This window comes from Bdellovibrio sp. 22V, assembly GCF_030169785.1.
Lineage (GTDB): Bacteria > Bdellovibrionota > Bdellovibrionia > Bdellovibrionales > Bdellovibrionaceae > Bdellovibrio.
Genome location: NZ_CP125854.1, coordinates 224,722 through 248,295 on the forward strand (window position 1 = coordinate 224,722; position 23,574 = coordinate 248,295).

Consider the following 23,574-nt stretch of genomic DNA (forward strand, 5'->3'; position numbering starts at 1 on the left):
AATCTACCACCACGGCCAGCGGATTCTGAGGGGTTTGCGCTCATAAGGAATCCATTTGCCGTTCTTGCAGATGCGGGTGACAGATTTCACGCGATCTCCCCAGCGGTCACTTTCCGTCCACGTCTCACGACGTCCCTCTGTGCAACGAGTTTGCGGATTATAAATGTAATCGGAAAGATCATAATAGCTGCCGTTTTGACATTCGCGCACAACGGTCACTCGATTCCCTGAGCGCTTTTCAACTTCATAAAAAAGAGTCCTGCGACCTTCGACACAGCCACTGCCCCGGCGCAGGGAATTGGCTTCGCCACGCAGACCCCCGCCACCTTTGCCTCCGCCTCCCACGCTCTGAGCGTAAGTATGCATCGACAACAACATTAGAAAAAAAATCCATCCAACACGGGCTGCACTTTTCATAATTCTTGGTCCTTATGCGAATTCTTCGCACTATATTCAAGTTCGATAACACCTGTATGACTCCACGAAAAAACGCACTCTTTGGCAGCTTCCGCCTCGTGCGACTTTTCATGAAGCTCTTTAAGGGCTTGATTCACTTTTGTGATAAAACCGCGAATAAGTCCGCGATTGGTAACGACTGACAACGTGTCATATTCATAGGACTTCGATTCGGAAAGATGAGAAATAATACTGACGGTCATCGCCAGATAATCTTTCACGGAAATATCGCCCAAATTAAGGAACTCAAAATTCGTTTCGATACGCTCGTTTGCAACCTTCCAAAGACCCGCTCGCAAAAGGCGATATGAAAACTCGGCGCTCGTCTGAGGATCCACGCCCATTTTCTTCGCTAATTTTTTGAGTGTATCTAAATCCGAAACCAGTCCTGGCAGAATACTAAAAAGAGCGAACTGATAGTTCTGCCGAATATCCGCCTTCACCTTCTCGAGAAAGTCGTCAGCACTAAACCCGGCCTCTGGAATCCCCGTCTTACTTGGATCCAAGAATGTGGATAATTCTGAGTAAAGACTGTCTTTTGTATTCATCCAAGCGTCCTATTTTCGCCAGCACTTTGTTTTCACTATTCTGCAAAGAAGTCGTCGTATCACCGAGCTCTCTGATTCTTTCTTCCAACTGCCGTTCGAGGTCGATGCCAAGAATTTCAAGAAGCGGAAGCAAACGATCTGTTCTCATTTCGACTTTACCTTGAAAGTATAAATTCATTTGGCTGGGCTTAAGCTGCAAACTCTCTGCAAGATCCTTTTGGCGAATACCCAGCAAAGAGCAGGCTTCGCGAATTCGCGCCATGAATATTTCACTGCGCTCGAGTTTAAGGTGAGAGATCGGCTGAGACATGACGTCTATGTAGTGACGTCCAGAGGCTAATTCAAATTTTAAGGATGTAATAAAAATGACAAAAAGCGAAGAGACCCTACGGCCTCTTCGCCCAGAGGGTTGTCGGACTAGTTTCTTGCATTCACCCATTTACCAGCACGGCACACTTTTGTGACGTTCACTGAGTGATCGTTAACGTTGTCATGAACAGTCTCCACACGACGAGAGCCTTCTTTACAACGATTTCTTGGGACACGAACGTACGCCGCTCTTTCTTCATCCGTCATATAAGAGCCGTTTCGACAGATACGCATTTCTGTGTACGAGTGATCATTGTTATCATCGTACAAAGTCACCCAACCTTTTGAGCCTTCTACGCAGGTTGTGCGCGGATTGTAGATGTATTTCGCTCTCTCTTCAGGCGTCATATACGAACCGTTCACGCACGTGCGCACTTCCGTGCGTGATCTATCATCGTGATCATGAATCGTGATAATGCTGCGACGACCTTCTTTACACGCGGCTGAAGCTGTTCCAGCCATACCTAGAAACGCAAGAACAAGAACTAGAGTCTTCATAAAATCCCTCCTAAGGATTGTTGTTATTGATTGGTACCGTGAGGAAGGATGTATTATTGAAGATGCTGCCGCCGCAAACCGAGACGCCCAGTCACAAAATAAACGAAAACGTTAATTGCTTCGTTGCGCATGAACGCAGGGCGAACATTCTATGAGGCTTTTTTGATCTTTAACGAAATTTCGAAGACAGACCCCATACCGCGCACACTTTTGACAAGCACAAGATCACCGCCCATCAACCGAGCAAGCTGTCTTGAGATAACAAGACCCAACCCTGTGCCGCCAAATCGCCGCGCCATTGAGGAATCCGCCTGGTTAAAAGGTTGAAATAGACGCTGTACCTCGTCTTCGGTTAAGCCAATACCGGTATCTTCAACGGTGAATTTCAAAGTGCGATTTTGATATGTCGTCTGCACCCAGACACCGCCGCTGTCTGTGAATTTCAAGGCGTTGCCAATGACGTTAAAAAGGATCTGTTTAATCCGCAAAGCGTCGCCCCTCAATACGACGTCCTCGAGAGGCTCTTCGATGATAAGATTTAGTTTTCTTTCCGCCGCTTTTAAGGTCAGGGCCTTTCTTACGTCGCTTAGCAAAGTACCGACTGAAAAGTCGCGCTCTTCGAACTCAAGCTTCTGGGCTTCTATTTTTGTTAAATCAAGGAGGTCATCAATGAGCCGTTGCAGAAGTTCACCGTTACGACGAATGGCTTCAAGAGATTCCATGCGCTCGGTCTCTGTCAGATCCGGCTGAGATAAAACTTCTGCAAATCCTAAAACGGCGCCCAACGGCGTGCGGATCTCATGCGAGATATTGGCAAGATAATAATTATTCATACACATCCCCCTGATTCTTAGATCCAGCGGACGTGCTACTTAGAACGATCTTTTAAATTGAATCGTCCAGAAGAACTAGCACAACGACTTTGGGAACTCCAAAAATTTCGTGCAATTTAGCAGTTCCCCTAACGGCCTCTCTAAATTTTTTACATACGTTTCCTATGTTTCTAACCAAATCCGCTTGTTAATAAGGACTTCAAAAAATCCACTGTCATACTTTTATCATGAAACAAAGGGTCATCACCGCCTACAAAAGAATCTTCAGCGGTCAGTTCATTGATAAATTAGATCGAGATAAAATTCTGGATCTAGCCGCTTCGCTTTCTTACTATACAGCTTTATCATTCGCTCCCCTTCTGGTGCTTCTTCTGACCTTTGTGTCTTTTCTTGGCGATAACTTCAAACAAGAGCTGCTTATGGAAGTCGAAGGTCTTGTCGGAGGCCGCGCGCAGGACACCATCAAAGCCATTGCGAAAAACGCCAGCCAAACGCCGGAAGTGCGTGACTGGGCCGGCTTAGCGGGGCTTATAACCCTTTTGTTTTCGGCGGGTGCGATCTTCAGTCAGCTGCGTATGTCTCTGAATATTATTTTTGAAGTGCGAGAAGAAGATCTCAAGAAGCCCGAGAAGGAAGGCTTTTTCGTTTCCGCCTGGAACTTCATTAAACAAAAAATATTCTCGATGGGTATGGTGCTTACTTTTGTTTTTATTTCGATCGTCTCATTAGTGGTGTCTTCGATGCTTTCCATGTTTCTGAGCGGTACGGCCGCGATTCTGGGAGAGTTCATCAATCTTGGCGTGTCGTTTCTGGTTTTCTCTTTTCTTTTTGCCGCGATTTATTATTTCCTTCCACAAAGGCAGATACGTCCCGGCATTGCCTTTACAGCAGGCGCGATCACGGCGATTTTATTTTCCATCGGAAAGTCACTGATAGGAATGTACTTAGGTCAAAGTGCCGTCGCCAACTTGTACGGGGCGGCCGGGTCTTTGATCGTTTTCCTTATGTGGGTTTACTACTCTTCAATTATTATTTTTATCAGCGCGGAAATCGCAAACGAGATCAACAAAGCGGAATGGGAGAGACAAAATGTCCCAGAAGATCAAAGGTCTGCTTCTTGATATCGACGGCACATTGATTGACAGCAATGATGCTCACGCCAAAGCTTGGCAAGAGGCTTTGGCCGAGTTTGATATTCATGTGAAGTACGAAGATGTGCGGGAAAAAATCGGCATGGGAGGCGACAATCTTCTGCCGCTCGTCGCCCAGCTTCACAAAGAAGAAGGCCTTGGCAAAAAAGTCGACAAACGACGCGTTGAAATTTTTAAACAGGATTACCTTCCTCACTTGCAGCCGTTCCCTTATGCCCAACAACTGATTGAGCTCTTACATAAAGCCGGCCTGAAAATCATCGCCGCTTCATCCGCTTCCAAAGAAGACCTGGGAGCCCTCCTTAAAAAATCCGGAGTTGAAAAATATGTCGATGGAGCCACGAGTTCCGACGACGCGGAAAGATCTAAACCCGCGCCTGACATTATCGAAGCGGCCCTCCAAAAAGGCGACCTTCGCCCCAGCATGACATTGATGGTAGGAGACACTCCCTACGACATCGCCGCCGCCGAAAAAGCCGGAGTACAAACTATTGCCTTCACCTGCGGCGGCTGGAAAGAAAAAGATTTGCAAGGAGCTGTGGCCGTTCTCTCGGGACCTGAGGAACTCTTTGCAAAATTGAAACAGATTCCCATCGAGGAAATACCCGAAAAACTGCATGCCATGGCACGCTCCGCGCTTTGACAAAGACAACGACCTCGCAGGATACTCTTTTTCCACAAGGAGTTTCTTATGCGCGATTTTTTCCCTGAAACCGAACCTCTGAATAAAGGCCTGTTGAAAGTATCTGACATTCACACTCTGTATTGGGAAGAGTGCGGAAATCCCCAAGGAAAACCTGTGGTCTTTTTGCACGGAGGACCGGGCGGAGGTATTCATCCCGATCACCGTCGTTTCTTCGATCCAAAAACTTATCGCATTATCCTTTTTGACCAACGTGGTTCAGGGCAATCCAAACCCGTCGCCGAGCTTCGTGAAAACACGACATGGGATTTGGTGAAAGACATTGAAACTATTCGTGAGATGCTCAAAATCGATAAGTGGGTGGTTTTCGGCGGCAGTTGGGGATCGACCCTCGCCCTCACTTACGCGATCACTCATCCTGATAAAGTCAAAGCTTTGGTTTTGCGCGGAATTTTCTTGTGCCGTCCTTCCGAAATTAAATGGTTCTATCAAGAAGGCGCTTCACAAATTTTCCCGGACGTGTGGGATGAATATTTAAAACCGATTCCAGAAAACGAAAGACACGACATGGTCGCGGCTTACTATAAACGCCTGACTCATGAAAATGCCGACGTTCGTTTGCAAGCCGCTAAAGCATGGAGCAAATGGGAAGCAGCGACCTCCCGCTTGATCGTAAGCCAAGAAGCCATCGATGAATTTGAAGATCCTGAATACGCGTTGAGTTTTGCTCGTATCGAATGCCATTACTTCACGAACAATGCGTTCTTTAACACCAACAATTGGATCTTGGAGAACGTCGATAAGATCCGCCACATCCCTGGTTATATCGTGCAAGGTCGCTACGACGTGGTCTGTCCGGCACGCTCTGCATGGGAGCTTCATAAAGCATGGCCGGAAGCAAAATTTACAATGGTCGCTGACTCGGGCCACGCGGCTTCAGAACCGGGAACACGCTCAGCGCTTATTGAAGCCACGGAGGCCGTCAAGCATCTGTAACATTTTCACTCCCCCGGAGACCTTTTCCACTTATGGAATCCATAAATATTATCGACTTGTAAAGTGGTTCCAAATTGGGTTTATTAGCTCAACGCACCACGAAGGGGTTGTGGTGTGAATCCGGGGGGATTCAAGTGAAATTGAATAAATTGTTTTTGGCGGGGATCGTTTCAGGCTTAGCTCTAACGGCATGTACACCTCAATCAAACAATTCTGAACTTCAAACAAACATGTCTGCTGATGGAATTATTGGCGGCACAGAAGTTCAGGCGGGAGACAAAGTTCAAGAAAGCATCGTCGCTGTTTACGATCCCGTAGAAGGTCAACTTTGCACAGGTTCATTACTTCCTAACAATCTTGTTCTAACAGCGGCTCACTGTATCGGCGCTTACCCTGAAGAAATGTACATTTTCTTCGATACAAAATTGGAAGCGACAAGCTTTAAACTTAAAGTCGACAAAGTTGAAATTTCCCCTTACTGGCAAGAACGTCAGTACGAGAAAAAAGACACTGGCGATATCGCTCTTATTCACTTCGTCGGGCAAGTTCCTGCGGGATACAAGCCAGCGAAGTTCTTGAGCGCGACAAACAAGAAAAAACTTCTTAAGAAAGACGCGACCGTGATCCTTGCTGGATACGGAATCTCTAACGGAGTTTCCGGCGAAGGCGCAGGCATTCTTCGCGTAACGTCGGTGAAGGTCTCTGATCCTGAGTTCAGCACGTCTGAAATCAAATTGGATCAAAGAGACGGCACAGGCGCCTGCCACGGAGATTCTGGCGGACCGGCGTTCCTGGAAATTAAAGGCAAGTTGTACTTGTGGGGTGTTACAAGCCGTGGCGTTGACGATAAAAACAACGATTGCTCGCAATTCTCTGCTTACACGAGCGCTTTATTCTACAAAACGTGGATCAATCGCATGGCAAATAAGCTAGCGACCTCGTTGGTAAATCCGCAAGTTTCAACGGCGAATTAATCTCTAGAAATCACATCAAAATTTTTCAAAACGCAAAGGGCTGCTAGGAAATTAGCGGCCCTTTTGTTATTTCATTCTCATGCATGCCTGGGGAGTTATGAAAACGAAGCAGTACGTCAGCTCTTTTATCGTTTTAGCACTAACGGCTTGTGGGGGTCCGCAAAACTCAGACGTTATTTTCACGGGAACGGAAAATGCGATCGTTGGCGGGCGAGAAACCACACGAGATAACATTCTATCTAAATACGTTGTTCTTATCGTCGACAATCCGACAAAGAAGAACTGCACAGGTCTCTTGATTTCCAAGAGAATGATTCTGACGGCCGCGCATTGCGTGGGCACCAAGGCCGAAGACCTTTCATTGGCTTTTGGACTTAATCCTCTTTCAGGAAACTATACGCTTCGAAAAGCTGACAAAATTTTTGCGAGCAAGCAGTACGACAAAAACAGTTCGCAAAATCGCCATGATTTGGGTCTGATCCTCATCAAAGGAACGGCACCCGAGGGTTACTTGCCTCTTCTGCTCCCTGACGAAAAGTTTCCTCTGCTAAAAGGTCTTGCCTTCACGGCTGTGGGTTACGGGCGCACTTCGGGAAAAAGCACGCCCCAGAATGACATTCAAGGTTCAGGCGTGCTTCGCCACGTAGAACTGAAAATCGACAGCCTCAACTCTGACGAGACGCAATTCTTTGTCGATCAAAGATCCGGCAAGGGCATTTGCAACGGCGACTCGGGTGGCCCTGCATTGATGCGCTATATGGAGCGCGATTACGTCGTGGGGATTGCTTCCGCCGTGTCTTGGTCCGTTCCCGACGAAATCAGCGCGGGCAAACGCAATCAGTACATTCAGAATAAAGACGTGTGCGCGGAAAAATCCATTTACATGAACGTTAAAAAATTCCGTTCTTGGATCGACACGCACTCAAAGCAATTGTTGAACTAGATTTTTGATTCTTTCGCCCAGCTCTTTGGGGCTATCGAAAATCACTCGATGAGACGAAGCAGGGACAACCTCTGTGCGCAGCCCCTGCACCTCTTCCGCCAGACGACGAGACATTTCCATGAACTTCTCGTCGCGTTCTCCGGTCAGCCATAAAATCTTTTGCAGGTTCTTTTGCAACAAAGGTCGCATGTTTTTTTGCTGAGCCAAAGACCACTGAGTCAAAGCTAAGCTCAGGGTTTCGCGCGAGTATTCCTTTTCCACACGCACGGGCTCGTTTTCACCGCCGCCAAAAACAGGTTGCGCATTCCAATTGCGAATGACCATATCCCAGGGCGCTTTCAAAAACTCTTCAGCCCAATAAGAATCGGACATCCAACGCTGGCGGCGCTCTTCGGAATTGGGATCGAAAGTTTCATGAGGATCGTTAAAGCCAGGATTGGTAGAGACAAGAATCAGCTTATGCCACAACGCCGGTTTCTTTTCAAAAGCATGCAGAGCCAGACGACCACCCAAGGAATAGCCAATAAGAATATTACGATCCGCACTACAGCCGTGAAGCTCCACGAACTTTGTGAAGTTCGCACCCCAGTTGGCAAACGAGTGCTGCGGGCCCAAGCTCATTTCTTTGAAATAGTCCGGAGTAAAAATACGCAGATTTTCACGTTGCGGGAGATGGGCTTTAACAACAGCCCAGTCCGAAGGTCTTCCTAGAAATCCGTGAAGGAAAAAGAGATTTACTCTCTCCACAGCGCCTCGTACTCCTTCCAGAATTCCTGCGTTTGTTCCCAATGCGGGCACAACTCGATGATTTGATGATCTGCCAACTCGATGCTCACAGGAACATTATGCCACTTTTGATAAGACCAATTCCACATCTTTGCCCATGAATCGAACGAAATCTGGTGTTTGTTTATGAAAATCTCTTTTTTGAACATGCGCGAGAAGATCTGACCTCCGCCATTGTTTATCACGACAATGCGAAGTTTACGTGCATCGAGTTGAGAAGTAACCCAAAGTGACGATAAATCATACATCGCTGTTAAATCTCCAACAAGACACCAGTTCTCCGCCTCAGGATGCGCCCATCCTAAGAATGTGGAAACTTGCCCGTCGATGCCGTTGGCTCCGCGGTTAGCTGCCACACGCAAAGGCATGCAATCGTGGGAAGAGCACGAATCCCACTCGCGAATAGGCAAAGAGTTGCCCAGATAAATCGAGGCCCCCTTCATCTTGTGAGAAAGAGCATAAATCAAACCTTGCTCAGAGCTTGGGTATTTTTCAAGAAGTTTACGCACGTTTTCGGCGCGCGCACTGTCTTCGATGTTAAGCTTTACGTTCTCGCGATGCGGATAAGAGAACTCAACTTGGCTCAAAAGATCCAGTGAATTGCAATGTTGCACAGGACGGCTCAAGCCCGTGTAGTGATTGAAGCTGACCGAGAAAACAGGAAGGTCTTTGTATTTACCTTCAAGATCGCGCCAGAATCGCGACGTGGGCACTCCGCCAATACGAAGAATAGAATCGCACTCTCCGGATTGGATAATTCTGTGGATCATGTTTTCGCCCGAACGAATTTCAACATCCTTGATATCGGGATGACCCCGCAGGCTTGAAATACCTTCCGCGTAAACCGGCGCTTTGTATTGCTTCAAGAAATCCAAAACGGTGCCGTACGCTTTTTCCGGAAGAATGCCCACCATCACAAGAGGTTTGTGAGAGTTTAAGAAATTCTCCATCTCTTTCAAAGTTCCCAAAGGAATTTGTCCCGGAAGTTTTGTTCTTTCCGCAACCGTCGGAAATTCAATTTTTGGAACCGGCCCGTCAATAAGCGGTTCTTCAAAACAAATGTTCACGTGAATCGGCTTTTTCCAAGAAAGAGATTTGAAAGAGACGTGCGAGTTTTCTTTATCCAAATCCAACGCCACTTCATTGTAGTAAGAAAAAATACCGACTTGCTCAATCGTCTGTGGCGCGCCCGTGCCGCGATAGTGCTTAGGACGATCCGCAGTGACCATGATCAAAGGCAAGGAAGAATAAGTTCCTTCAACCGCCGCCGGCAAAAGTTCCGCAACCGCAGTTCCCGAAGTCGTGATGATCGCGACTGGACGACGCGTGCTTGCGATTCTGCCCAGAGCAAAAAAAGCTGCCGAACGTTCTTCAAAGAAAGAATAAACTTTTAAGTTTTTATTTTCGTCGAGGATGTGAACTAGAGGGCTGTTGCGTGCTCCTGCGCACAAAACGAATTCGCGAACTCCGGTGTGCACCAACTCTTGAATGACTTTCGATGCGAGTTCCATGTTTGTCATACTTCAAGCCCCAAAATCTTTCTCACTGACAAGCGTTTCTGAAATAACTCTCTCCATTCGCGTTCCAATTCACTGGCGGCAACAACGCCGCAGCCGGAACCAATCATGGAGAATTCCCTATTCCACTGCAAATTTCGAATGGCGACAAGACACAGAGCCTCCTCTGGACCAACAAAGGCGAAAGGCCCCCCGAAACCGCGGCGCCCGTCCTGCCCGGGAAGGTCTTTCATCCACTTGTAACCATAAATGCGCGGCGAAACTCCCAAGGCCGGGGTTGGATGCAGGTTCTCGATTAAAGAGAAAAAATCAGGTTTGAATTTACACTGCACTTGAATGTCGGTTTTCAAATGATACAGAGTCGGAAGCTCGACAATCTTAGGACCGTCCTTGAGAACAACACCCCACTCTTGAAGGCGAGCCACGATGTCTTCCGTCACATAGCGATGCTCTTCCATTTCCTTGGCGTCTTTCAGCAAAGAATCACGTTCACTGCTTTCGCTTTTAGGGCACGTGCCCGCGAGCGCCATCGTCTTCAGCAAGCCTTTTGAGTAATCAAAGAGCACTTCCGGAGTCGCTCCCAAAGTGCCTTCACCGTTTTGCCAAAATCCGTAGATGTAAAGAGTCGTCGGAGCGTTGAGAAGTTGTAAAATCATGCGCGCACGCTCAGGAGCTGTCACTGTTTGCGAGGAGCGCGCGAAAACCGCTGGAACAGCCTTATTGATCTCTTTTTTTGTGATTCGCTCTTGAATAACGCGTAGATCTTCGGCGAAGTGTTCCTTTTGCGGCTCCTCCCAAGGTGCCTTCTTTAAGGGGACCTCAGCAGTAGAGTTCTGAGCCAAGTAAGACTCGCAATTCGCGCGTAATGTTTCCGTGTTCAGACGGTAGAGCTTTTGCCCTGCCCATGCAGGTGCGGACTTCAAGTCGTAGAAATCGGGAAAAAACACTGTAATTTCATCACTGTTTTGACTTGTAGCAGGCTGAAAAGGTCCCTCAATAAGAATCCATTGATCCCTATGGCGCAGAAGGGCCCCGGCCTCCAAAAAGTTTGTAATGCCTTCGAGCGTTATGCTATTCTGCCGTTCCACAAAAGGGCCCTCTTTTTCAACTATAAAGTTGTTAAATGTTTAATAAGGGTGAACAACAGAAGTTCGTATTATGGAAACGCAAACTATGCAAACAAGTCCCTCAACCCAAATCGTCAATGTTGCTGGGTATGATATTGGGGGCCCTCAATTCACTGTCTTCGCCGGCCCATGCTCTATCGAAAGTTATGAGCAATTCATGGAAACGGCGAAAGGCGTAAAAGCCTCTGGAGCGCACATTCTTCGTGGCGGTATCTGGAAGATGCGCACATCCTCCAAAGCCTTCCAGGGACTTGGCTCTTCCTCTTTTGATTTTATCAAAGCCGTTTGTAAAGAAACGGGCATGAGTCTGGTTTCCGAAGTGACGGATCCCCGTCAGATCGAAGAGATCTATGACATCGTTGAATGTTTCCAAGTCGGCTCTCGCAATATGCACAACTACTCTTTGCTCAAAGAGTTGGGCATGCAGAAAAAACCGGTGATGTTGAAGCGTGGTTTCGCCGCTCTTATCGAAGAGTGGGTGAAAGCGGCAGAATACGTCACTGCCGGCGGCAACCCGAATGTGATTTTGTGTGAGCGCGGTATTCGTACTTTCGAAACAGCGACTCGCAACACTTTGGATCTTAATGCCGTTGCTTTCGCAAAAAAGAATACGCATTTGCCTGTGATCGTGGATCCTTCTCATGCAGTGGGAATCCGCGCTCTTGTTCCAGATTTGGCTTACGCAGCGGCGGCTGTCGGCGCCGATGGTATCATCGTTGAAGTTCATCCTCGCCCCGCAGAAGCTCTTTCTGATGGCATGCAGGCTCTGACTCTGAATGACTTTGAAACGATGATGGCGAAGCTTAAAAAGATCCTCGTTGCTGTGGATCGTCCTCTTCACACACAGAAATAGGCGTTACGATGCAAACAAAGCACTCTCCAAATCCTGAAATCATCCGTTCCATGTTCGCGAAAGTCGCGGCTAACTACGATAAAGGAAACAACGTTTTGTCGATGGGTATCCACCATCTTTGGAGAAAAAAACTTGTTAAGTACTCAGGCGTAAAAGCCGGCGACAAAGTTTTAGATTGCGCCACAGGAACAGGCGATCTTGCGATCGAGTTCAAGAAAACCGTAGGCGCTTCAGGCGCTGTTACTGGAACTGACTTCTGCGCTGAAATGTTGATCCCAGCTCCCGGCAAAGCCAAAGAAGCGGGCTTGGACATCACGTTTGAACAGGCCGACGTTACGCAACTTCAGTACGCTGATAAATCTTTCGATGCCACAAGCATCTCTTTCGGCATTCGCAACGTCAGCGATCCTGTAAAAGCTTTGCGCGAAATGGGCCGCGTAACAAAATCTGGCGGCAAAGTCATGGTCCTTGAATTCGGCCAAGTTAACATCCCTGTCTTCGGCGCACTTTACAATTTCTACTCGCAAAACATTTTGCCAAAAATCGGTGGTCTCGTAACAGGTCAAAAAGACGCCTACGAATACTTGCAAAAATCCTCCGCCGCATTCCCTTGCCGCGAAGAATTCGTCGCTTTGATGAATGAAAGCGGCGCCTTTTCAAAAAGCGAATACATCTCCCTCACAGGCGGCATCGCTTATATCTACAAAGGCACAGTAAAGTAATCGTCACAAAAAAATTCATAAAAAAAGCGGACCTACAAAGTCCGCTTTTTTATTCGTTAAATAAGTGGCGCCGATCTGCCCCAAAACACCTTTATCGAATAGATTCCAATTCGCCTCTCAATTTCGCAAAATGCTCGCACGGATTTCGTCCTTACGAAAATTCCCCGTTCAAGGATGAACTAAGCAAGCATTTTGCGGAATTGAATTCGCGGGCCTACATAAGGCTCTCTCCCCAGATATCCCGGTGTATCCTCCACTCTTTTCGACTGAGGTTTTTGCTCCTCTTCTTGAACTTGCGGCTCTGGTGGAGTGGGATCAGGAATATACTTCTTCGTTGGACATCCCCAGAGCAGATATCCAAGGCCGATCAACATGAAAAGATAGAGTAAAATCTTTCCCATGTTTAGATTCTACTCTCGTCCGCCGGAGTCGAAACGTGTTTGAACGCAAAGCCTTCACCAAAGGCCTTAGCTTTGCGTTCTTGTAAAGTTATTCCGAGAATTTTTTAGGACTAAAAGACCCGTTGTGAGTCTTTTAGTAATGCCAAGGAAATTTCGAGAAATCCTTAGGACGTTTTTCGACAAAAGAATTGCGACCTTCGACCGCTTCTTCCGTGCCGTAAGCCAGACGAGTTGCTTCACCAGCAAAAAGTTGCTGACCCACCAAACCATCATCGCAAAGATTGAAGCCGTATTTCAACATGCGCATTGCTGTCGGGCTTTTTGAGTTCATCTCTTTCGCCCACTCCAATGCCACCTTTTCAAGATCCTTGTGCGGGATAACGGCGTTCACCATACCCATTTCGAAAGCTTCTTGTGCAGAATAGTTGCGACCCAAGAAAAAGATTTCTCGCGCGCGTTTTTGTCCCACCATACGAGCTAAATACGCCGAACCGTACCCGCTATCGAAGCTTGCCACATCCGGATCTGTTTGTTTAAAGACCGCATGTTCTTTACTTGCAAGAGTCAAATCACACACCACATGCAATGAGTGACCGCCACCCACAGCCCAGCCTGGTACGACAGCGACAACAATCTTGGGCATGAAGCGAATCAAACGCTGCACTTCAAGAATGTGCAAGCGGCCCAAGCGTGCCAAATCCATTTTGCCGACAGCTTCTTTTTCTTCATACTTATAGCCGTCTTTACCGCGAATGCGCTGATCGCCGCCAGAGCAGAATGCCCAGCCACCGTCTTTAGGAGAAGGACCATTTCCGGTAATAAGAACAACACCGACATCCGCAGTAATACGCGCATGCTCTAAAGCCGTATAAAGTTCGTCGACAGTTTGCGGTCTGAAGGCGTTACGAACTTCGGGACGATTAAAAGCAATACGAACCGTGCCCTGATCTTTAGCGCGATGATAAGTAATATCCTGAAATTTCACTCCAGGAATTTCCACTTCCGTCCACCATTCAGGATTAAAAATATCTGAAACCATTTTTCCTCCGCCCGCTTGCTCGCTAGATACGATCAGTCTTAGACCATAAGTAGTGATCTGCCAATACCAAGTTTGTCATGGCTTCCAAAACCGGGATGGCCCGAGTCACGATACATGGATCATGACGGCCTTTTTTGGCTACATCTAAAATAGAGCTTGTGGGCTTAAAGGATACGCGGAGCAAAATATTTTCTCCCGTAGAGATTCCTCCGCGGATGCCACCATAATGACTTTGCGAACCTTGATGAAAAGAAGTTCCTTTGATCGCGGCGGAATCAAATCCTAATCCCAATTCAAAACCGTTGGCAGCGCCCACGCTTAAAAATGCCTGCGCTAAATCGGATTTCAATTTATGAAATACAGGTTGACCCAAATAGGCCGGAGGATTTTGTATGAGAATTTCCGCAACACCGCCGTGGCTTTCGCCTTGTTCTTGGGCTTTTTTCAACATCTCGCCGACTTCTTGATCCCGTGCGGAAGGAAAACGCGCCTGATAAGAATCAACGTCCTTTTGCAACACCTGGCTGCGCTCTTCATCTGTGAGTATGAAAGGGCCGATCTGTGAGGCATAACCAACGACCCGAGTAGGTGCAGAAACATGACGCAACATCATTTGCGCGACTGCTCCGGCCATCACTCGAGAAACGGTCTCTCTGCCTGAAGATCTTCCACCACCGCGATGATCGCTGTGACCGAATTTATTTCTCCACATATCGTCAGCGTGGCCTGCACGTGGCGACGTTTTGATTTCTTTATAATCTTGCGAGCGTGCATCTTGATTGCGCACAATAATCGCAATCGGTGTTCCCAATGTTGTTTGGTCAAACACGCCACTTAAAACTTCGGGCTCGTCCGTTTCCTGGCGACCTGAGACGACCTGCCCAGAACCATGGTGACCGGGACGACGACGCTCCATCTCTTTGCGTAAAAGATTTTCGTCGAACTTCACGCCTGCGGGACAACCATCGATCACAACACCTAAAGCGGAGCCATGGCTTTCGCCAAAACTTGTGATTGTAAATCGTGATCCGAATTGATTCGCACTCATCGTTGCTCCTCGCAGTTTTTCCAAAAAGTTCGTTGCCCTTGCGCTTGCGCCGTGAACATCACAAGTCCTGATTGATAATTAGATCCCGAGCGCTGCGCATACTCTCGGCCCATGGAATCTTCTTTGTAGTTCAGGTCAAAAACCATGGCAGGACTCCACTCAGCAGGAGGAAAAACTGTCTCTGCAGAGCGCGGAGCCGCCCAAATTAGAATTTTCGGTTTTAATGAAAGAGCATCTTCACTGCCCTGGCGAGGTTCGCCGGTACGACTGGAAAAATAACTCGCATGCGGTAAATGCCTGTGAATCATTTCTAGGGTCCCGCCTCCGCCCCAGACGAAAATTTCTTTTTGTAAAGGCGCGATCATACCAACGCCTTCGATCAATTCCAAAAATCCCTGATCGTCGGTTGAAGTTCCAAGCCACTGACTGCCATTCCAGTAAAGCGTATTCACCGCGCGCAACTGCGCATGCTTGCAAAGGACAGCGGCATTTTCTTTGTGCGGCGACGTCACCGCGGCGTGAGTCAATCCCATTCTTTGCAAAACAGGTAATGCCTCATTCCACTCTTCGCGATAAATTTGCACGGCAAAAACCGGCATGCTTTTTCTATAGAAGTAATCCGAGTGTTCAACAGGAGTAAAACTGTGCGCCACAGGATCACCTAACACGGCGGCAAAACCTGCACGGCCCATAGGCATCATCAGCCAAGACCACAGTGAAGGTTGGTCACCCGCGCTGCCATCGCCTTCTTTCCAAAAATTCAAAAGCTGATTTCCTTTTTGCAAGAGACGATACCAATCCCAGCGCGCTTGAGCCGAGCGCGGTAAAAAGCTGCGCTTAGAAGAAGACTCTTTTTGCCATTGATGGCCTTGCTCAAGCTCCGCAAAGCTTAAAACTTCAGGAGCATATTTCAAATGCGCGACCTTATCTTCATACTTTATCCACGAGGTATAGTGGTCTTTGGTATGTAAGGAGAGGATCAATTTCTCACGAGGTACGACCGCCAAAAGAGGATCGGGAGCTCCCAATTCCCACGGCCAATCCACCCACTCCACCTGCACAAGAAGACTCTGAAGATCTTCGCTGAACTCTGTTGCAGGCTTTCGGAAAGAATAGACGAATCGTTCTTGCGGCATTTCATTCACCGCTCGAAGTATCTGTTCGAAACTCAAAAGATCATCGCGAAGTTCGATGAGATCAATGCCACGATCGGCATATCGAGATTTAAAAAGACTCCAGCGGTTTTCAGTCGCAAACAATTCTGGCAATACCGTCAATGTTCCGCCGACGCCATGAAGTTGTCCGAAAAGCACTGACTTTTCAACAGCCATGGCTTGATGGCGATTTTCTAATACACCTTCAGGCATCAAGTAGATTTCATCAGCCCGTTCACGGTATTTGACTTCACGAACCCGCCCCCGCTTTTGAAATTCTTCGAGCGGAGACATCTCGGGATTTAAACGCGGGCGATTTAAAAAGATACGACCATCTAAATCAGTACGTCGGCGAACCCATAAGACGCGCACGTTATCGGGCACCACACTGAGGTCAAAGCCCGCGCCCAAAACGATGTACATGGATTCATGAGTTTTTCTTTGCAGAATTTCAAGAAAGAGCTGGCGCTCGAGGTCACGGAAATACTCTTCTCCGTGCTGCATGAAAAGTTCGGGAATGGTTTTCCCGATTTTCTTTTCGATCTCGTTATCCAGATCGACGAAGTCCACAGATTGATCGCGCAGATAAAGCTGAAGACGCTTCATCAATTCCGTTTTACCTGTGCCGCGATGACCTGTGACCACTGTGATCATGGCTTCACTCCTATCATGCTCCAGAATTCCGGAAAACTTTTATTGATAGCGTCGGGTTCTTCGATCTGGATTTGATGACCTTGCAAGTTTAATAATGTCGCGGCCATGACCATGCGATGATCTTTGTCAGGATTAAAAACTCCCTGCGCGGGTGTTTGGTTCGACGATCCATGAATGATCATGCCATCCGGCAAAGCCTCATGGGAAATCCCCGCAAGGCGAAAAAGATCAGAAACTTTGGCAATACGATTGGATTCTTTTTTTGTTAAGTGAGGCGCACCAAACAAGCGTGAGGTTCCTGCGGCGTAACTGCAAAGGACAGCAAGCACAGGGAATAAATCAGGAGACTGCCCCAAATCCCACTCCAACGAGCGCAATGGATTTGTTTTATTAACGGTCAGTGTGGATCCTTGCACACTGAAATCAACGCCCATCTTTTTGAAAATATCTAAGAATACAAGATCGGGCTGAGCACTTTGCGTCGGGAAATTTTCTAAAACAGACTGCCCCGCAAGAGCGCCCGCTGAAGCCATCGTAAACGCCGAACTCAGATCCGATTCAATCCGCCACTCCTTTTTCTTTAAAGTCTGGCCTGCAGGGATGAAATAGCCTCGGGAATTTTGGTGCACGACCATGCCCATATCTCGCAGCATTTGCAAAGTAAGAAGAAAGTAAGATTCCGAAACTTTGTCGCCGACAAGCTCAAACTCTAAATCAAAATTCAAATTCCACGCGTTTAAGATTAAAGCCGAAGCATATTGACTGGATTCCGAGGTGTCTACTTGCAAAGGGGCCGCCGGTTTTTGCCAGCCAGAACTGAAGATATGCAAAGCTTTGCTTGTCAGCTCTGACTTCACACCCAATTGCGAAAGCAAATCCATCAGACCTTTTTGTGGCCGTTGTAACAACCGAGGTGTGCCTTCCAGAAAATGTTCGCCGGCTTCGCGGGAAGCACGCAAAGAAAGAAAGCGGAAAGTTGTGCCGCCTTCTCCGCAGTGAACGTAACTTTGCTGCGAGATTTTGCGAATACCTTCGCGCATGAAGACAACATCATCACACGACGAAAATCCTTGCAAGGCCAGCGCCGGGAAATAACTTTGCACGATCAAGGTGCGATTAAAGACAGATTTTGAACCCGGAATTTCGCCTCGAAAGTTAAACTTAGCCATGAAGCTCTTCTTCTTTCTGACGGCACAACTCAATCAAAATATCGTCAACAGAGACTTCGCGGATAATACACGCACCTGGTTTTTTAATAAATACAAAGCGCAAGGTTTGCGCTTTCGTTTTCTTTTTATCGCTCAACAAAAGATGGCGGAATTCTTTAAGATCGGAAGCCTTCGTGCTTAACAAACAGTCGCGCGCCGGGGACAGAAGATATCCCGACACCGGAGCCTGCTGAAGATCTTCGAAAGTTTTTTTGCTCATGATGCCTTTTTGCAAAGACCAGCGCAGACTAAAATCCAAACCATAGTTGATTGCAACACCATGTGGAAGTTTATAATAAGCCTCCAAAACATGGCCTACCGTATGACCTAAATTCAAGATGTGGCGAAGACCCTTTTTTTCCTCTGGGTCCGTGGCAACAACCTTATTCTTGGCCTGAATAGCAGCCGCCAAATACTTCCACAGCACGTTTGCGTTGATTTCTTTTTCACGGGACAGCTGTTTCCACAACGGACCGCCCACGATCCAAGAGATTTTCAACAATTCTCCGAATCCTTCGAATGCTCGCGGTTCCGGCTGAGAAAGCAAAAGAGATTTCACCAAGAAAATCTTATCTGCCGGATAAAAAGTCCCGATCTGATTTTTCGCGGCACCGACGTTCAAAGCTGTTTTCCCGCCATGAGCCGAATCGATCGCTGCCAGCCACGTGCTTGGCATTTGCACCAAACGCACGCCACGTTTGAGGATACTTGCGACGAAACCGCCGAAATCGCCGACGCTTCCGCCGCCGACAACGACAATTGTCAATTTGCGATTAGAGACATTTTGGCAAAGGTCTACGATGCGGGAAATATGCTGCGGAAAGCGCGCAACGGATTTTAGATCCTCGCCGGCTTTAACAGGGTATTTAAGTGGAAATGATTGCATCCACTTTCGAAAGGTCGTGGATTTTTTGGGAAGAACTTCGTCATAAATCAACAGAAGTTCTTCACCAAGATCAGACAGACGGGGCAATTCAGAAGTGAAAGACAACGAACTTTTTTTCATTAGTTGTCTTTAAGTTCAGCCTTCGCTTTTTTATAAGACTCAGAAAGTGAATCCCAGGCTTTGCTCATTCCCACTTTCATTTCGTCCCAAGCTTTGCCGGAACTTTTCTTAAGCTTCGCAAGGTCTTTTTTCATTTCCTCTTGTTTCGCCTCAAGAGCTTTAATTTGCTCTTTCATTTCTTTTTGTGCTTCGCCGGTTTTCTTTGCCGCGGAAGCCTTCATCTCTGCGATTTCAGTTTTCAAAGAAGCGATTTTTGCTTCCATATCTTTTTGGAATTCTTCTTTTTGTTCTTTAGAGTACTCAGCCGCCGCACTTGCAGCTTCTTTGGTTTTTTGTGCGACTTCTTCTTTAGAAGTTGCGAACGCAGATGTCGAAGTGAGAATGAGAAGAGAAAGAATAAGAGTTTTCATGACTGGTCTCCTTTTAACGGAGACCAGTTTACAACGGAGCCTTATTTTACTTCAAGGATATTGAGTTGCGAGGACTCAATAGTGACGCTCACAGGCTTCTTGCCACTCAAGCTGGCCTCAAGTTTCTTTCGGTAATCGTCGAAAGCTGCCACGTCTCGTCGCAAATAATGAGAGCCCGGAGTTTTTACGAATAAAACAACGATTCCCTCATCATCTTCACGAAGCTTTTTCACAACATCCGTCACCGTCGCACGTTGTTCAGCGCTGGCCGGCCCGCGGGATTGACTCTTAGCCTCTGCGGGAGTTCCATTGAAAGTCGCCGTCATCATCAAAGCTGCCACTAAAATCCACTTCATGCGTTGCTCCTTTTGATGTTGTTCTTATCGGCGAGACCTTCGCCCCCTAGAGGCTAGGACCTTCGTCTTAAAAAAAATTAACAGCCAGGCCCGGGATGGCCGTTAAAAAAAGTCTCAATTTGAGATTCATTAACTACAAAGACCAGTCGATTTCCGTTTGGCCTTTAGAGCGCAGATAAGCATTGGCCTTGGAAAACGGCTTAGTGCCAAAGAAACCACGATGCGCGGAAAGCGGAGAAGGATGGACCCCTTCAATCACAAAATGCTTTTTACGGTCGACAAAGCCCGCCTTGCGTTGTGCATAGGAACCCCAAAGCACAAACACCAGGCCTTCTTTTTCTTCATTCAAAAGATGGATGATTTTGTCCGTGAACTCTTCCCAGCCTTTTTTCTGATGAGCCGCTGCTTTGCCCTCTTCCACAGTCAAAACCGCGTTGAGAAGAAGAACACCTTGCTCGGCCCATTTCGTCAGACAACCGCTTTTGGGAATTTGTACTCCGACATCGTCGCGAAGTTCCTTAAAAATATTCTGCAAGGAAGGAGGAAAACGAACGCCGTCACGGACCGAAAAACAAAGACCATGTGCCTGGCCCGGTCCATGATAAGGGTCTTGTCCTACGATCACGACTTTAACTTTTTCGAAGGGCGTAAGATTGAGGGCCGCGAAATATTCATCGCCGCGCGGATAGATTTTCTTGCCCGCTTTGTACTCTTCGACCAGGAAAGCTTTGAGGCGCTGCATGCGTTCTGTTTCGAACTCACTCTGCAAACGCGACTTCCAAGATGAATCTAACTTTATTTCGGTTTTAATATCGCCCATCTCAATCTGACACATGACCTTGGTCCAGGACCGGGATTCTAATGCAAACCTATTGGTTTTCAAATTATTTTTTGGGCCAACCCCATCTTGACCAGACAAAATTAGACCCCATTGTTACAATGGAAGCAGAGGAAAAGGAGGCCGCCTATGACGACTCTTCTAAATCCCACCATTCAGCTTATTGAACAAAATCCGGAAGTTAAGTCTTTCATTTATCAACAAATTGCTGAGTTCGAGCCCTTTGTGACGCCACAAACTATTGTGACGGTGGTCGCGCGGGATCCTAAAAAACTCGCGATTCAGTATGAAACGGAAGGCAAGGAGTTCACGCGCGAAGGACTTAAGAAACTGTATCGTATTGCGATCGTTCTTAACGAAGGCGGAGCTACTGTGGAGGCCGAAGGTGTCCACGAAAATATCTACAACGCGATCAAACTAGCGAAAGACAATCTTTTGATTAAGCTCGACGCTATTCAAGATTCTGTCATCAGTCAGCAAGATCGAATTATGGAAATCAATCATTACTTGCAACACCCGGTTCTTCATTAAGATAATGGGGCTTCTTAGGAGGCCCTCATGTTCAATCCCAACATGCCTTACCGCAGCCTCGGTCGCTGCGGGCTTAAGTTGAGTTCGTTTTCATTGGGAGGATGGACCACTTTCGGCGGTACGGTTAAAGACTTCACATCCATTCGCAGTATTCTTCGCCTGGCTTACGAAGCCGGGATTAATTTTTTCGACATCGCCGATATTTACGCCAAGGGTGAATCCGAGCGCATGATGGGCGCCGCCCTCAAGGATTTTCCGCGGCACGAATTAGTGATCTCCTCGAAAGTATTCTGGCCGATGAGCGATGATATCAACGACAAAGGTCTTTCGCGCAAACACGTTTTGGAATCGGTGAATAAAAGTTTGCAACGCATCGGCACCGATTATCTCGATATCTATTACTGCCATCGCTATGATCCTGAAACACCTGTCGAAGAAACCGTGCGCATTATGGATGACTTGATTCATCACGGAAAAATTCTGTACTGGGGCACCAGCGAATGGACGGCGGAGCAAATTCAAGAAGCCATGGATGTTTGCGATGAAGGCGGATACTACCGTCCGCAAGTAGAACAGCCGCAGTACAGTCTTCTGGCGCGAGAAAAATTTGAAACCAACGTTCAACCTAAAGCTTTGGAACACGGAATGGGCCTGACAACCTGGTCGCCTTTGGCTTCGGGAATGCTCACGGGCAAATACGACGATGGAGTCAGCGAGGGCCGTCTTTCGCGCATCGAATGGCTTAAGGATACTTTCTATACAGATAAAAACGTGCAGCGGGTTCGCGACATGAAAAAGATCGCCGATGATATGGAATGCACGCGCGGGCAATTGGCGATCGCGTGGCTCGCAGCTCAATCCGGCATTACAAGCGTCATCTTGGGGGCCACAAGTATTGAGCAGCTGCAAGAGAATCTCGGCGCCATGAAGGTGAACATCACCACCGAGGTGGATCTAGAGCTTAAAAAACTTTTCGACTATCAGCTGTGATAAAACCCGCCAGGAGAGCGGCTCTCCTGGCGAACCCACGGCCCTTCTTTGTCATGTCCTGACGGTAGTTCTTACAACCCCCCTTCGCCATCTGAAATATAGCCAAAAAGAAGAAGTCTCACGATTGGAATACCTAGTGCTTAGGTTTACTGCGTGTGAACATTTTGGAGGTATTTATGCTTATTAAGAAGGTCGTTGTTTCTTTGTTTGCTTTGTCGTTCGTTACAGCCGCGCAAGCTGCAACACATGTTTATCATGGCACGCTGGTTTCCCGCTCTCAATGCGCGGATAACAACGCTAGTATTTTCGCGAAAGAGTATGGATGCAAAAAGCTTTCTTTGCCGTCGAAAGCCTGCGCTGTAGGGCTGACATTGGGCGCGAACGGGTACTCTGCCGTTGAAGTGGAAATTCCCGCTTTGGCGCAAACGGGAGATCTTCGCAAAACAAATCTCTCTGCAAGACTTCAGGGACCGTATATCTATACATCTGAATTCAACGCCTACAGCGTGACTTTTAAAAACCTCTTCCAAAAATTCGGTTCAGCTGAAATCAAGGTTGCTTCTCCATCCGGAGCTCTTTTGGCTGTCAATGTATACGTTGATCACCAAATTTCTGAAAACCGTCGTGACTACAAACAATACGAGTGCCGCAATCTTAAACTTGTCGAACAAAGATAATTTTCCTGAGGAGCCCCTCCCCCCGGGGCTCCTCTTTCTGTTCAGAATCTGGACATACCGGGAAGAATTTCATCCCGTTTGAGAGATCTCGTTTTACCTTCACGGATCGTATATAACGAACTGTTGTTTTATCGGAGATCTCACGTGAAATGGCTTATCACTCTTATCGTATTCATTTCTTCTTTCGCTCACGCTCATGAGTGCCTTCAGTTTATCGACAACCGCGACACAGCCGAGGAAGCTTACGCCTGCACGACGAATTCACAAACACTGCAAAAGCTGCAGCTGCATAAAGTGGAAGTCTGCATAGCAACGAGCCACGACTATCGCGGCGACAGCTTTGCGCACCTCGAACTGAAGTGGATTAGTTTGTCTCAATACAACAATGAGTTCAGCAAAGCAGACGGCTTAAACGAGAAGTTTTTCGACACATGGTACTCCGGTCTCTCGTTCTTGGGCCAGGACGGAGAAAGTGAATTCGCTCAAAACAATTCTCAGATGTTACTGAAAGCGTATCGCGAAGGTTCTAAGGTCTTGCATCAAAGAGATGTTCTTACCATTCTAAAGCTTCGTAAAAGCGATGGAAAAGCGCGCTTGAATGTTTATAACCGTGAACATTCCTATCTCTTTCAAGAAGACTGGAAACAAAGCTGGGATCTCGCTTTAAGTTGCGAGAAAATTCGTTAATCCTTGGCCTGGACCTGAAGGATGTTTGTCGACACTGGCCGATCCCACAAAGTTTTTTTGTGGTATAGTGAAGTTGTAGTGATAAGAGAGATTCAGAAAGATTCTAGAAACAATCTCTTAAGAACGAAAAACGATGATTTGAGTGATCTCAGGATTCGT

At 47.3% G+C, this 23,574-nt stretch carries 28 protein-coding genes; 11 read left to right on the top strand and 17 right to left on the bottom strand.

Features of this window, described 5'->3' with window-relative positions; translation table 11 throughout:
- Nucleotides 1-3 precede the first annotated feature (3 nt).
- The 5 genes from QJS83_RS01095 to QJS83_RS01115 all read right to left on the bottom strand — a co-directional run bounded on the left by QJS83_RS01095 (nucleotide 4) and on the right by QJS83_RS01115 (nucleotide 2,704).
- Nucleotides 4-417, bottom strand: a complete 414-nt coding sequence (locus QJS83_RS01095) for a hypothetical protein (protein ID WP_284606988.1) — start codon at nucleotides 415-417, stop codon at nucleotides 4-6.
- Entirely contained in the window at nucleotides 414-1,004 is a 591-nt protein-coding gene (locus QJS83_RS01100) for a hypothetical protein (protein ID WP_284606990.1), read from the bottom strand. Before QJS83_RS01100 ends, QJS83_RS01095 begins: the two co-directional genes overlap by 4 nt.
- Nucleotides 949-1,314, bottom strand: a complete 366-nt coding sequence (locus tag QJS83_RS01105) for a helix-turn-helix domain-containing protein (RefSeq protein WP_284606992.1) — start codon at nucleotides 1,312-1,314, stop codon at nucleotides 949-951. The genes QJS83_RS01100 and QJS83_RS01105 overlap by 56 nt, the downstream gene beginning before the upstream one ends.
- A 107-nt stretch (nucleotides 1,315-1,421) precedes the next feature.
- Complete coding sequence (locus QJS83_RS01110) at nucleotides 1,422-1,871, bottom strand: hypothetical protein (protein WP_284606994.1); 450 nt, start codon at nucleotides 1,869-1,871, stop codon at nucleotides 1,422-1,424.
- 149 nt (nucleotides 1,872-2,020) lie between these two features.
- Complete coding sequence (locus QJS83_RS01115) at nucleotides 2,021-2,704, bottom strand: sensor histidine kinase (protein ID WP_284606995.1); 684 nt, start codon at nucleotides 2,702-2,704, stop codon at nucleotides 2,021-2,023.
- Nucleotides 2,705-2,931: 227 nt separating this feature from the next.
- On the opposite strand from QJS83_RS01115, the gene QJS83_RS01120 reads away from it, so the two are divergent.
- The 5 genes from QJS83_RS01120 to QJS83_RS01140 all read left to right on the top strand — a co-directional run bounded on the left by QJS83_RS01120 (nucleotide 2,932) and on the right by QJS83_RS01140 (nucleotide 7,411).
- On the top strand, nucleotides 2,932-3,825 hold the full coding sequence (locus tag QJS83_RS01120) for a YihY/virulence factor BrkB family protein (RefSeq protein ID WP_284606997.1): 894 nt from the start codon (nucleotides 2,932-2,934) through the stop codon (nucleotides 3,823-3,825).
- Entirely contained in the window at nucleotides 3,794-4,498 is a 705-nt protein-coding gene (locus QJS83_RS01125; protein ID WP_284606999.1) for an HAD family hydrolase, read from the top strand. The genes QJS83_RS01120 and QJS83_RS01125 overlap by 32 nt, the downstream gene beginning before the upstream one ends.
- 48 nt (nucleotides 4,499-4,546) lie before the next feature.
- Nucleotides 4,547-5,494 (top strand): prolyl aminopeptidase, encoded by a 948-nt coding sequence (gene pip / locus QJS83_RS01130; protein ID WP_284607001.1) that lies wholly within the window; start codon nucleotides 4,547-4,549, stop codon nucleotides 5,492-5,494.
- Between the two features lie 134 nt (nucleotides 5,495-5,628).
- On the top strand, nucleotides 5,629-6,468 hold the full coding sequence (locus tag QJS83_RS01135) for a S1 family peptidase (protein WP_284607003.1): 840 nt from the start codon (nucleotides 5,629-5,631) through the stop codon (nucleotides 6,466-6,468).
- Nucleotides 6,469-6,565: 97 nt separating this feature from the next.
- Complete coding sequence (locus QJS83_RS01140) at nucleotides 6,566-7,411, top strand: S1 family peptidase (RefSeq protein WP_284607005.1); 846 nt, start codon at nucleotides 6,566-6,568, stop codon at nucleotides 7,409-7,411.
- Here QJS83_RS01140 and QJS83_RS01145 read toward each other — a convergent pair.
- From QJS83_RS01145 to QJS83_RS01155, 3 genes are read right to left on the bottom strand one after another with little or no spacing between them, the layout of a single operon-like run.
- On the bottom strand, nucleotides 7,391-8,158 hold the full coding sequence (locus QJS83_RS01145; RefSeq protein WP_284607006.1) for an alpha/beta fold hydrolase: 768 nt from the start codon (nucleotides 8,156-8,158) through the stop codon (nucleotides 7,391-7,393). The genes QJS83_RS01140 and QJS83_RS01145 overlap by 21 nt on opposite strands.
- Complete coding sequence (gene menD, locus QJS83_RS01150; RefSeq protein WP_284607007.1) at nucleotides 8,146-9,717, bottom strand: 2-succinyl-5-enolpyruvyl-6-hydroxy-3-cyclohexene-1-carboxylic-acid synthase; 1,572 nt, start codon at nucleotides 9,715-9,717, stop codon at nucleotides 8,146-8,148. The genes QJS83_RS01145 and menD overlap by 13 nt, the downstream gene beginning before the upstream one ends.
- Nucleotides 9,714-10,802, bottom strand: coding sequence for a chorismate-binding protein (locus QJS83_RS01155; protein WP_284607009.1), 1,089 nt, complete (start codon nucleotides 10,800-10,802; stop codon nucleotides 9,714-9,716). The genes menD and QJS83_RS01155 overlap by 4 nt, the downstream gene beginning before the upstream one ends.
- Nucleotides 10,803-10,872: 70 nt before the next feature.
- Here QJS83_RS01155 and aroF point away from each other — a divergent pair, with 70 nt between their 5' ends.
- A complete protein-coding gene (gene aroF, locus QJS83_RS01160) occupies nucleotides 10,873-11,694 on the top strand; it encodes a 3-deoxy-7-phosphoheptulonate synthase (RefSeq protein WP_284607010.1) in 822 nt (273 codons plus the stop codon).
- An 8-nt stretch (nucleotides 11,695-11,702) separates the two neighbouring features.
- Nucleotides 11,703-12,416: a bifunctional demethylmenaquinone methyltransferase/2-methoxy-6-polyprenyl-1,4-benzoquinol methylase UbiE gene (gene ubiE / locus QJS83_RS01165; protein WP_284607011.1), complete on the top strand. Its 714-nt coding sequence runs from the start codon at nucleotides 11,703-11,705 to the stop codon at nucleotides 12,414-12,416.
- Between the two features lie 179 nt (nucleotides 12,417-12,595).
- Here the strand turns inward: ubiE and QJS83_RS01170 are convergent, their stop codons facing one another.
- The 9 genes from QJS83_RS01170 to ung all read right to left on the bottom strand — a co-directional run bounded on the left by QJS83_RS01170 (nucleotide 12,596) and on the right by ung (nucleotide 20,527).
- Nucleotides 12,596-12,817, bottom strand: coding sequence for a hypothetical protein (locus QJS83_RS01170; RefSeq protein WP_284607013.1), 222 nt, complete (start codon nucleotides 12,815-12,817; stop codon nucleotides 12,596-12,598).
- 133 nt (nucleotides 12,818-12,950) lie between these two features.
- Entirely contained in the window at nucleotides 12,951-13,856 is a 906-nt protein-coding gene (locus QJS83_RS01175) for a 1,4-dihydroxy-2-naphthoyl-CoA synthase (RefSeq protein WP_284607015.1), read from the bottom strand.
- Between the two features lie 22 nt (nucleotides 13,857-13,878).
- Nucleotides 13,879-14,904, bottom strand: a complete 1,026-nt coding sequence (gene aroC, locus QJS83_RS01180; RefSeq protein ID WP_284607017.1) for a chorismate synthase — start codon at nucleotides 14,902-14,904, stop codon at nucleotides 13,879-13,881.
- Nucleotides 14,901-16,712 carry a shikimate kinase gene (locus QJS83_RS01185; protein ID WP_284607018.1) on the bottom strand — a complete coding sequence of 604 codons (1,812 nt, stop codon included), beginning with the start codon at nucleotides 16,710-16,712 and terminating at the stop codon, nucleotides 14,901-14,903. Before QJS83_RS01185 ends, aroC begins: the two co-directional genes overlap by 4 nt.
- On the bottom strand, nucleotides 16,709-17,881 hold the full coding sequence (locus QJS83_RS01190) for a 3-phosphoshikimate 1-carboxyvinyltransferase (protein WP_284607019.1): 1,173 nt from the start codon (nucleotides 17,879-17,881) through the stop codon (nucleotides 16,709-16,711). Before QJS83_RS01190 ends, QJS83_RS01185 begins: the two co-directional genes overlap by 4 nt.
- Entirely contained in the window at nucleotides 17,874-18,926 is a 1,053-nt protein-coding gene (locus QJS83_RS01195; RefSeq protein WP_284607020.1) for a 3-dehydroquinate synthase family protein, read from the bottom strand. The genes QJS83_RS01190 and QJS83_RS01195 overlap by 8 nt, the downstream gene beginning before the upstream one ends.
- Nucleotides 18,926-19,336 carry a sll1863 family stress response protein gene (locus QJS83_RS01200; RefSeq protein ID WP_284607021.1) on the bottom strand — a complete coding sequence of 137 codons (411 nt, stop codon included), beginning with the start codon at nucleotides 19,334-19,336 and terminating at the stop codon, nucleotides 18,926-18,928. Before QJS83_RS01200 ends, QJS83_RS01195 begins: the two co-directional genes overlap by 1 nt.
- A gap of 41 nt (nucleotides 19,337-19,377) precedes the next feature.
- On the bottom strand, nucleotides 19,378-19,692 hold the full coding sequence (locus tag QJS83_RS01205; protein ID WP_284607022.1) for a hypothetical protein: 315 nt from the start codon (nucleotides 19,690-19,692) through the stop codon (nucleotides 19,378-19,380).
- 133 nt (nucleotides 19,693-19,825) lie between these two features.
- Nucleotides 19,826-20,527: a uracil-DNA glycosylase gene (ung, locus tag QJS83_RS01210; protein ID WP_284607023.1), complete on the bottom strand. Its 702-nt coding sequence runs from the start codon at nucleotides 20,525-20,527 to the stop codon at nucleotides 19,826-19,828.
- Between the two features lie 132 nt (nucleotides 20,528-20,659).
- Here ung and QJS83_RS01215 point away from each other — a divergent pair, with 132 nt between their 5' ends.
- From QJS83_RS01215 to QJS83_RS01230, 4 genes are all read left to right on the top strand, one after another.
- Nucleotides 20,660-21,061, top strand: a complete 402-nt coding sequence (locus QJS83_RS01215; RefSeq protein ID WP_284607024.1) for a hypothetical protein — start codon at nucleotides 20,660-20,662, stop codon at nucleotides 21,059-21,061.
- Nucleotides 21,062-21,088: 27 nt separating this feature from the next.
- Complete coding sequence (locus QJS83_RS01220; RefSeq protein WP_284607026.1) at nucleotides 21,089-22,051, top strand: aldo/keto reductase family protein; 963 nt, start codon at nucleotides 21,089-21,091, stop codon at nucleotides 22,049-22,051.
- Between the two features lie 176 nt (nucleotides 22,052-22,227).
- Nucleotides 22,228-22,728: a hypothetical protein gene (locus QJS83_RS01225; protein WP_284607028.1), complete on the top strand. Its 501-nt coding sequence runs from the start codon at nucleotides 22,228-22,230 to the stop codon at nucleotides 22,726-22,728.
- A gap of 144 nt (nucleotides 22,729-22,872) precedes the next feature.
- Nucleotides 22,873-23,415 (top strand): hypothetical protein, encoded by a 543-nt coding sequence (locus QJS83_RS01230; protein WP_284607030.1) that lies wholly within the window; start codon nucleotides 22,873-22,875, stop codon nucleotides 23,413-23,415.
- The last annotated feature ends 159 nt before the right edge of the window (nucleotides 23,416-23,574 follow it).

Bases quoted from the DNA above. Each gene is read 5' to 3' on its own strand.
- QJS83_RS01095 (WP_284606988.1), bottom strand. From the start codon at position 417: ATGAAAAGTGCAGCCCGTGTTGGATGGATTTTTTTTCTAATGTTGTTG.
- QJS83_RS01100 (WP_284606990.1), bottom strand. From the start codon at position 1,004: ATGAATACAAAAGACAGTCTTTACTCAGAATTATCCACATTCTTGGAT.
- QJS83_RS01105 (WP_284606992.1), bottom strand. From the start codon at position 1,314: ATGTCTCAGCCGATCTCTCACCTTAAACTCGAGCGCAGTGAAATATTC.
- QJS83_RS01110 (WP_284606994.1), bottom strand. From the start codon at position 1,871: ATGAAGACTCTAGTTCTTGTTCTTGCGTTTCTAGGTATGGCTGGAACA.
- QJS83_RS01115 (WP_284606995.1), bottom strand. From the start codon at position 2,704: ATGAATAATTATTATCTTGCCAATATCTCGCATGAGATCCGCACGCCG.
- QJS83_RS01120 (WP_284606997.1), top strand. From the start codon at position 2,932: ATGAAACAAAGGGTCATCACCGCCTACAAAAGAATCTTCAGCGGTCAG.
- QJS83_RS01125 (WP_284606999.1), top strand. From the start codon at position 3,794: ATGTCCCAGAAGATCAAAGGTCTGCTTCTTGATATCGACGGCACATTG.
- pip (WP_284607001.1), top strand. From the start codon at position 4,547: ATGCGCGATTTTTTCCCTGAAACCGAACCTCTGAATAAAGGCCTGTTG.
- QJS83_RS01140 (WP_284607005.1), top strand. From the start codon at position 6,566: ATGAAAACGAAGCAGTACGTCAGCTCTTTTATCGTTTTAGCACTAACG.
- menD (WP_284607007.1), bottom strand. From the start codon at position 9,717: ATGACAAACATGGAACTCGCATCGAAAGTCATTCAAGAGTTGGTGCAC.
- aroF (WP_284607010.1), top strand. From the start codon at position 10,873: ATGGAAACGCAAACTATGCAAACAAGTCCCTCAACCCAAATCGTCAAT.
- ubiE (WP_284607011.1), top strand. From the start codon at position 11,703: ATGCAAACAAAGCACTCTCCAAATCCTGAAATCATCCGTTCCATGTTC.
- QJS83_RS01170 (WP_284607013.1), bottom strand. From the start codon at position 12,817: ATGGGAAAGATTTTACTCTATCTTTTCATGTTGATCGGCCTTGGATAT.
- QJS83_RS01175 (WP_284607015.1), bottom strand. From the start codon at position 13,856: ATGGTTTCAGATATTTTTAATCCTGAATGGTGGACGGAAGTGGAAATT.
- aroC (WP_284607017.1), bottom strand. From the start codon at position 14,904: ATGAGTGCGAATCAATTCGGATCACGATTTACAATCACAAGTTTTGGC.
- QJS83_RS01185 (WP_284607018.1), bottom strand. From the start codon at position 16,712: ATGATCACAGTGGTCACAGGTCATCGCGGCACAGGTAAAACGGAATTG.
- QJS83_RS01190 (WP_284607019.1), bottom strand. From the start codon at position 17,881: ATGGCTAAGTTTAACTTTCGAGGCGAAATTCCGGGTTCAAAATCTGTC.
- QJS83_RS01195 (WP_284607020.1), bottom strand. From the start codon at position 18,926: ATGAAAAAAAGTTCGTTGTCTTTCACTTCTGAATTGCCCCGTCTGTCT.
- QJS83_RS01200 (WP_284607021.1), bottom strand. From the start codon at position 19,336: ATGAAAACTCTTATTCTTTCTCTTCTCATTCTCACTTCGACATCTGCG.
- QJS83_RS01205 (WP_284607022.1), bottom strand. From the start codon at position 19,692: ATGAAGTGGATTTTAGTGGCAGCTTTGATGATGACGGCGACTTTCAAT.
- ung (WP_284607023.1), bottom strand. From the start codon at position 20,527: ATGTGTCAGATTGAGATGGGCGATATTAAAACCGAAATAAAGTTAGAT.
- QJS83_RS01215 (WP_284607024.1), top strand. From the start codon at position 20,660: ATGACGACTCTTCTAAATCCCACCATTCAGCTTATTGAACAAAATCCG.
- QJS83_RS01220 (WP_284607026.1), top strand. From the start codon at position 21,089: ATGTTCAATCCCAACATGCCTTACCGCAGCCTCGGTCGCTGCGGGCTT.
- QJS83_RS01225 (WP_284607028.1), top strand. From the start codon at position 22,228: ATGCTTATTAAGAAGGTCGTTGTTTCTTTGTTTGCTTTGTCGTTCGTT.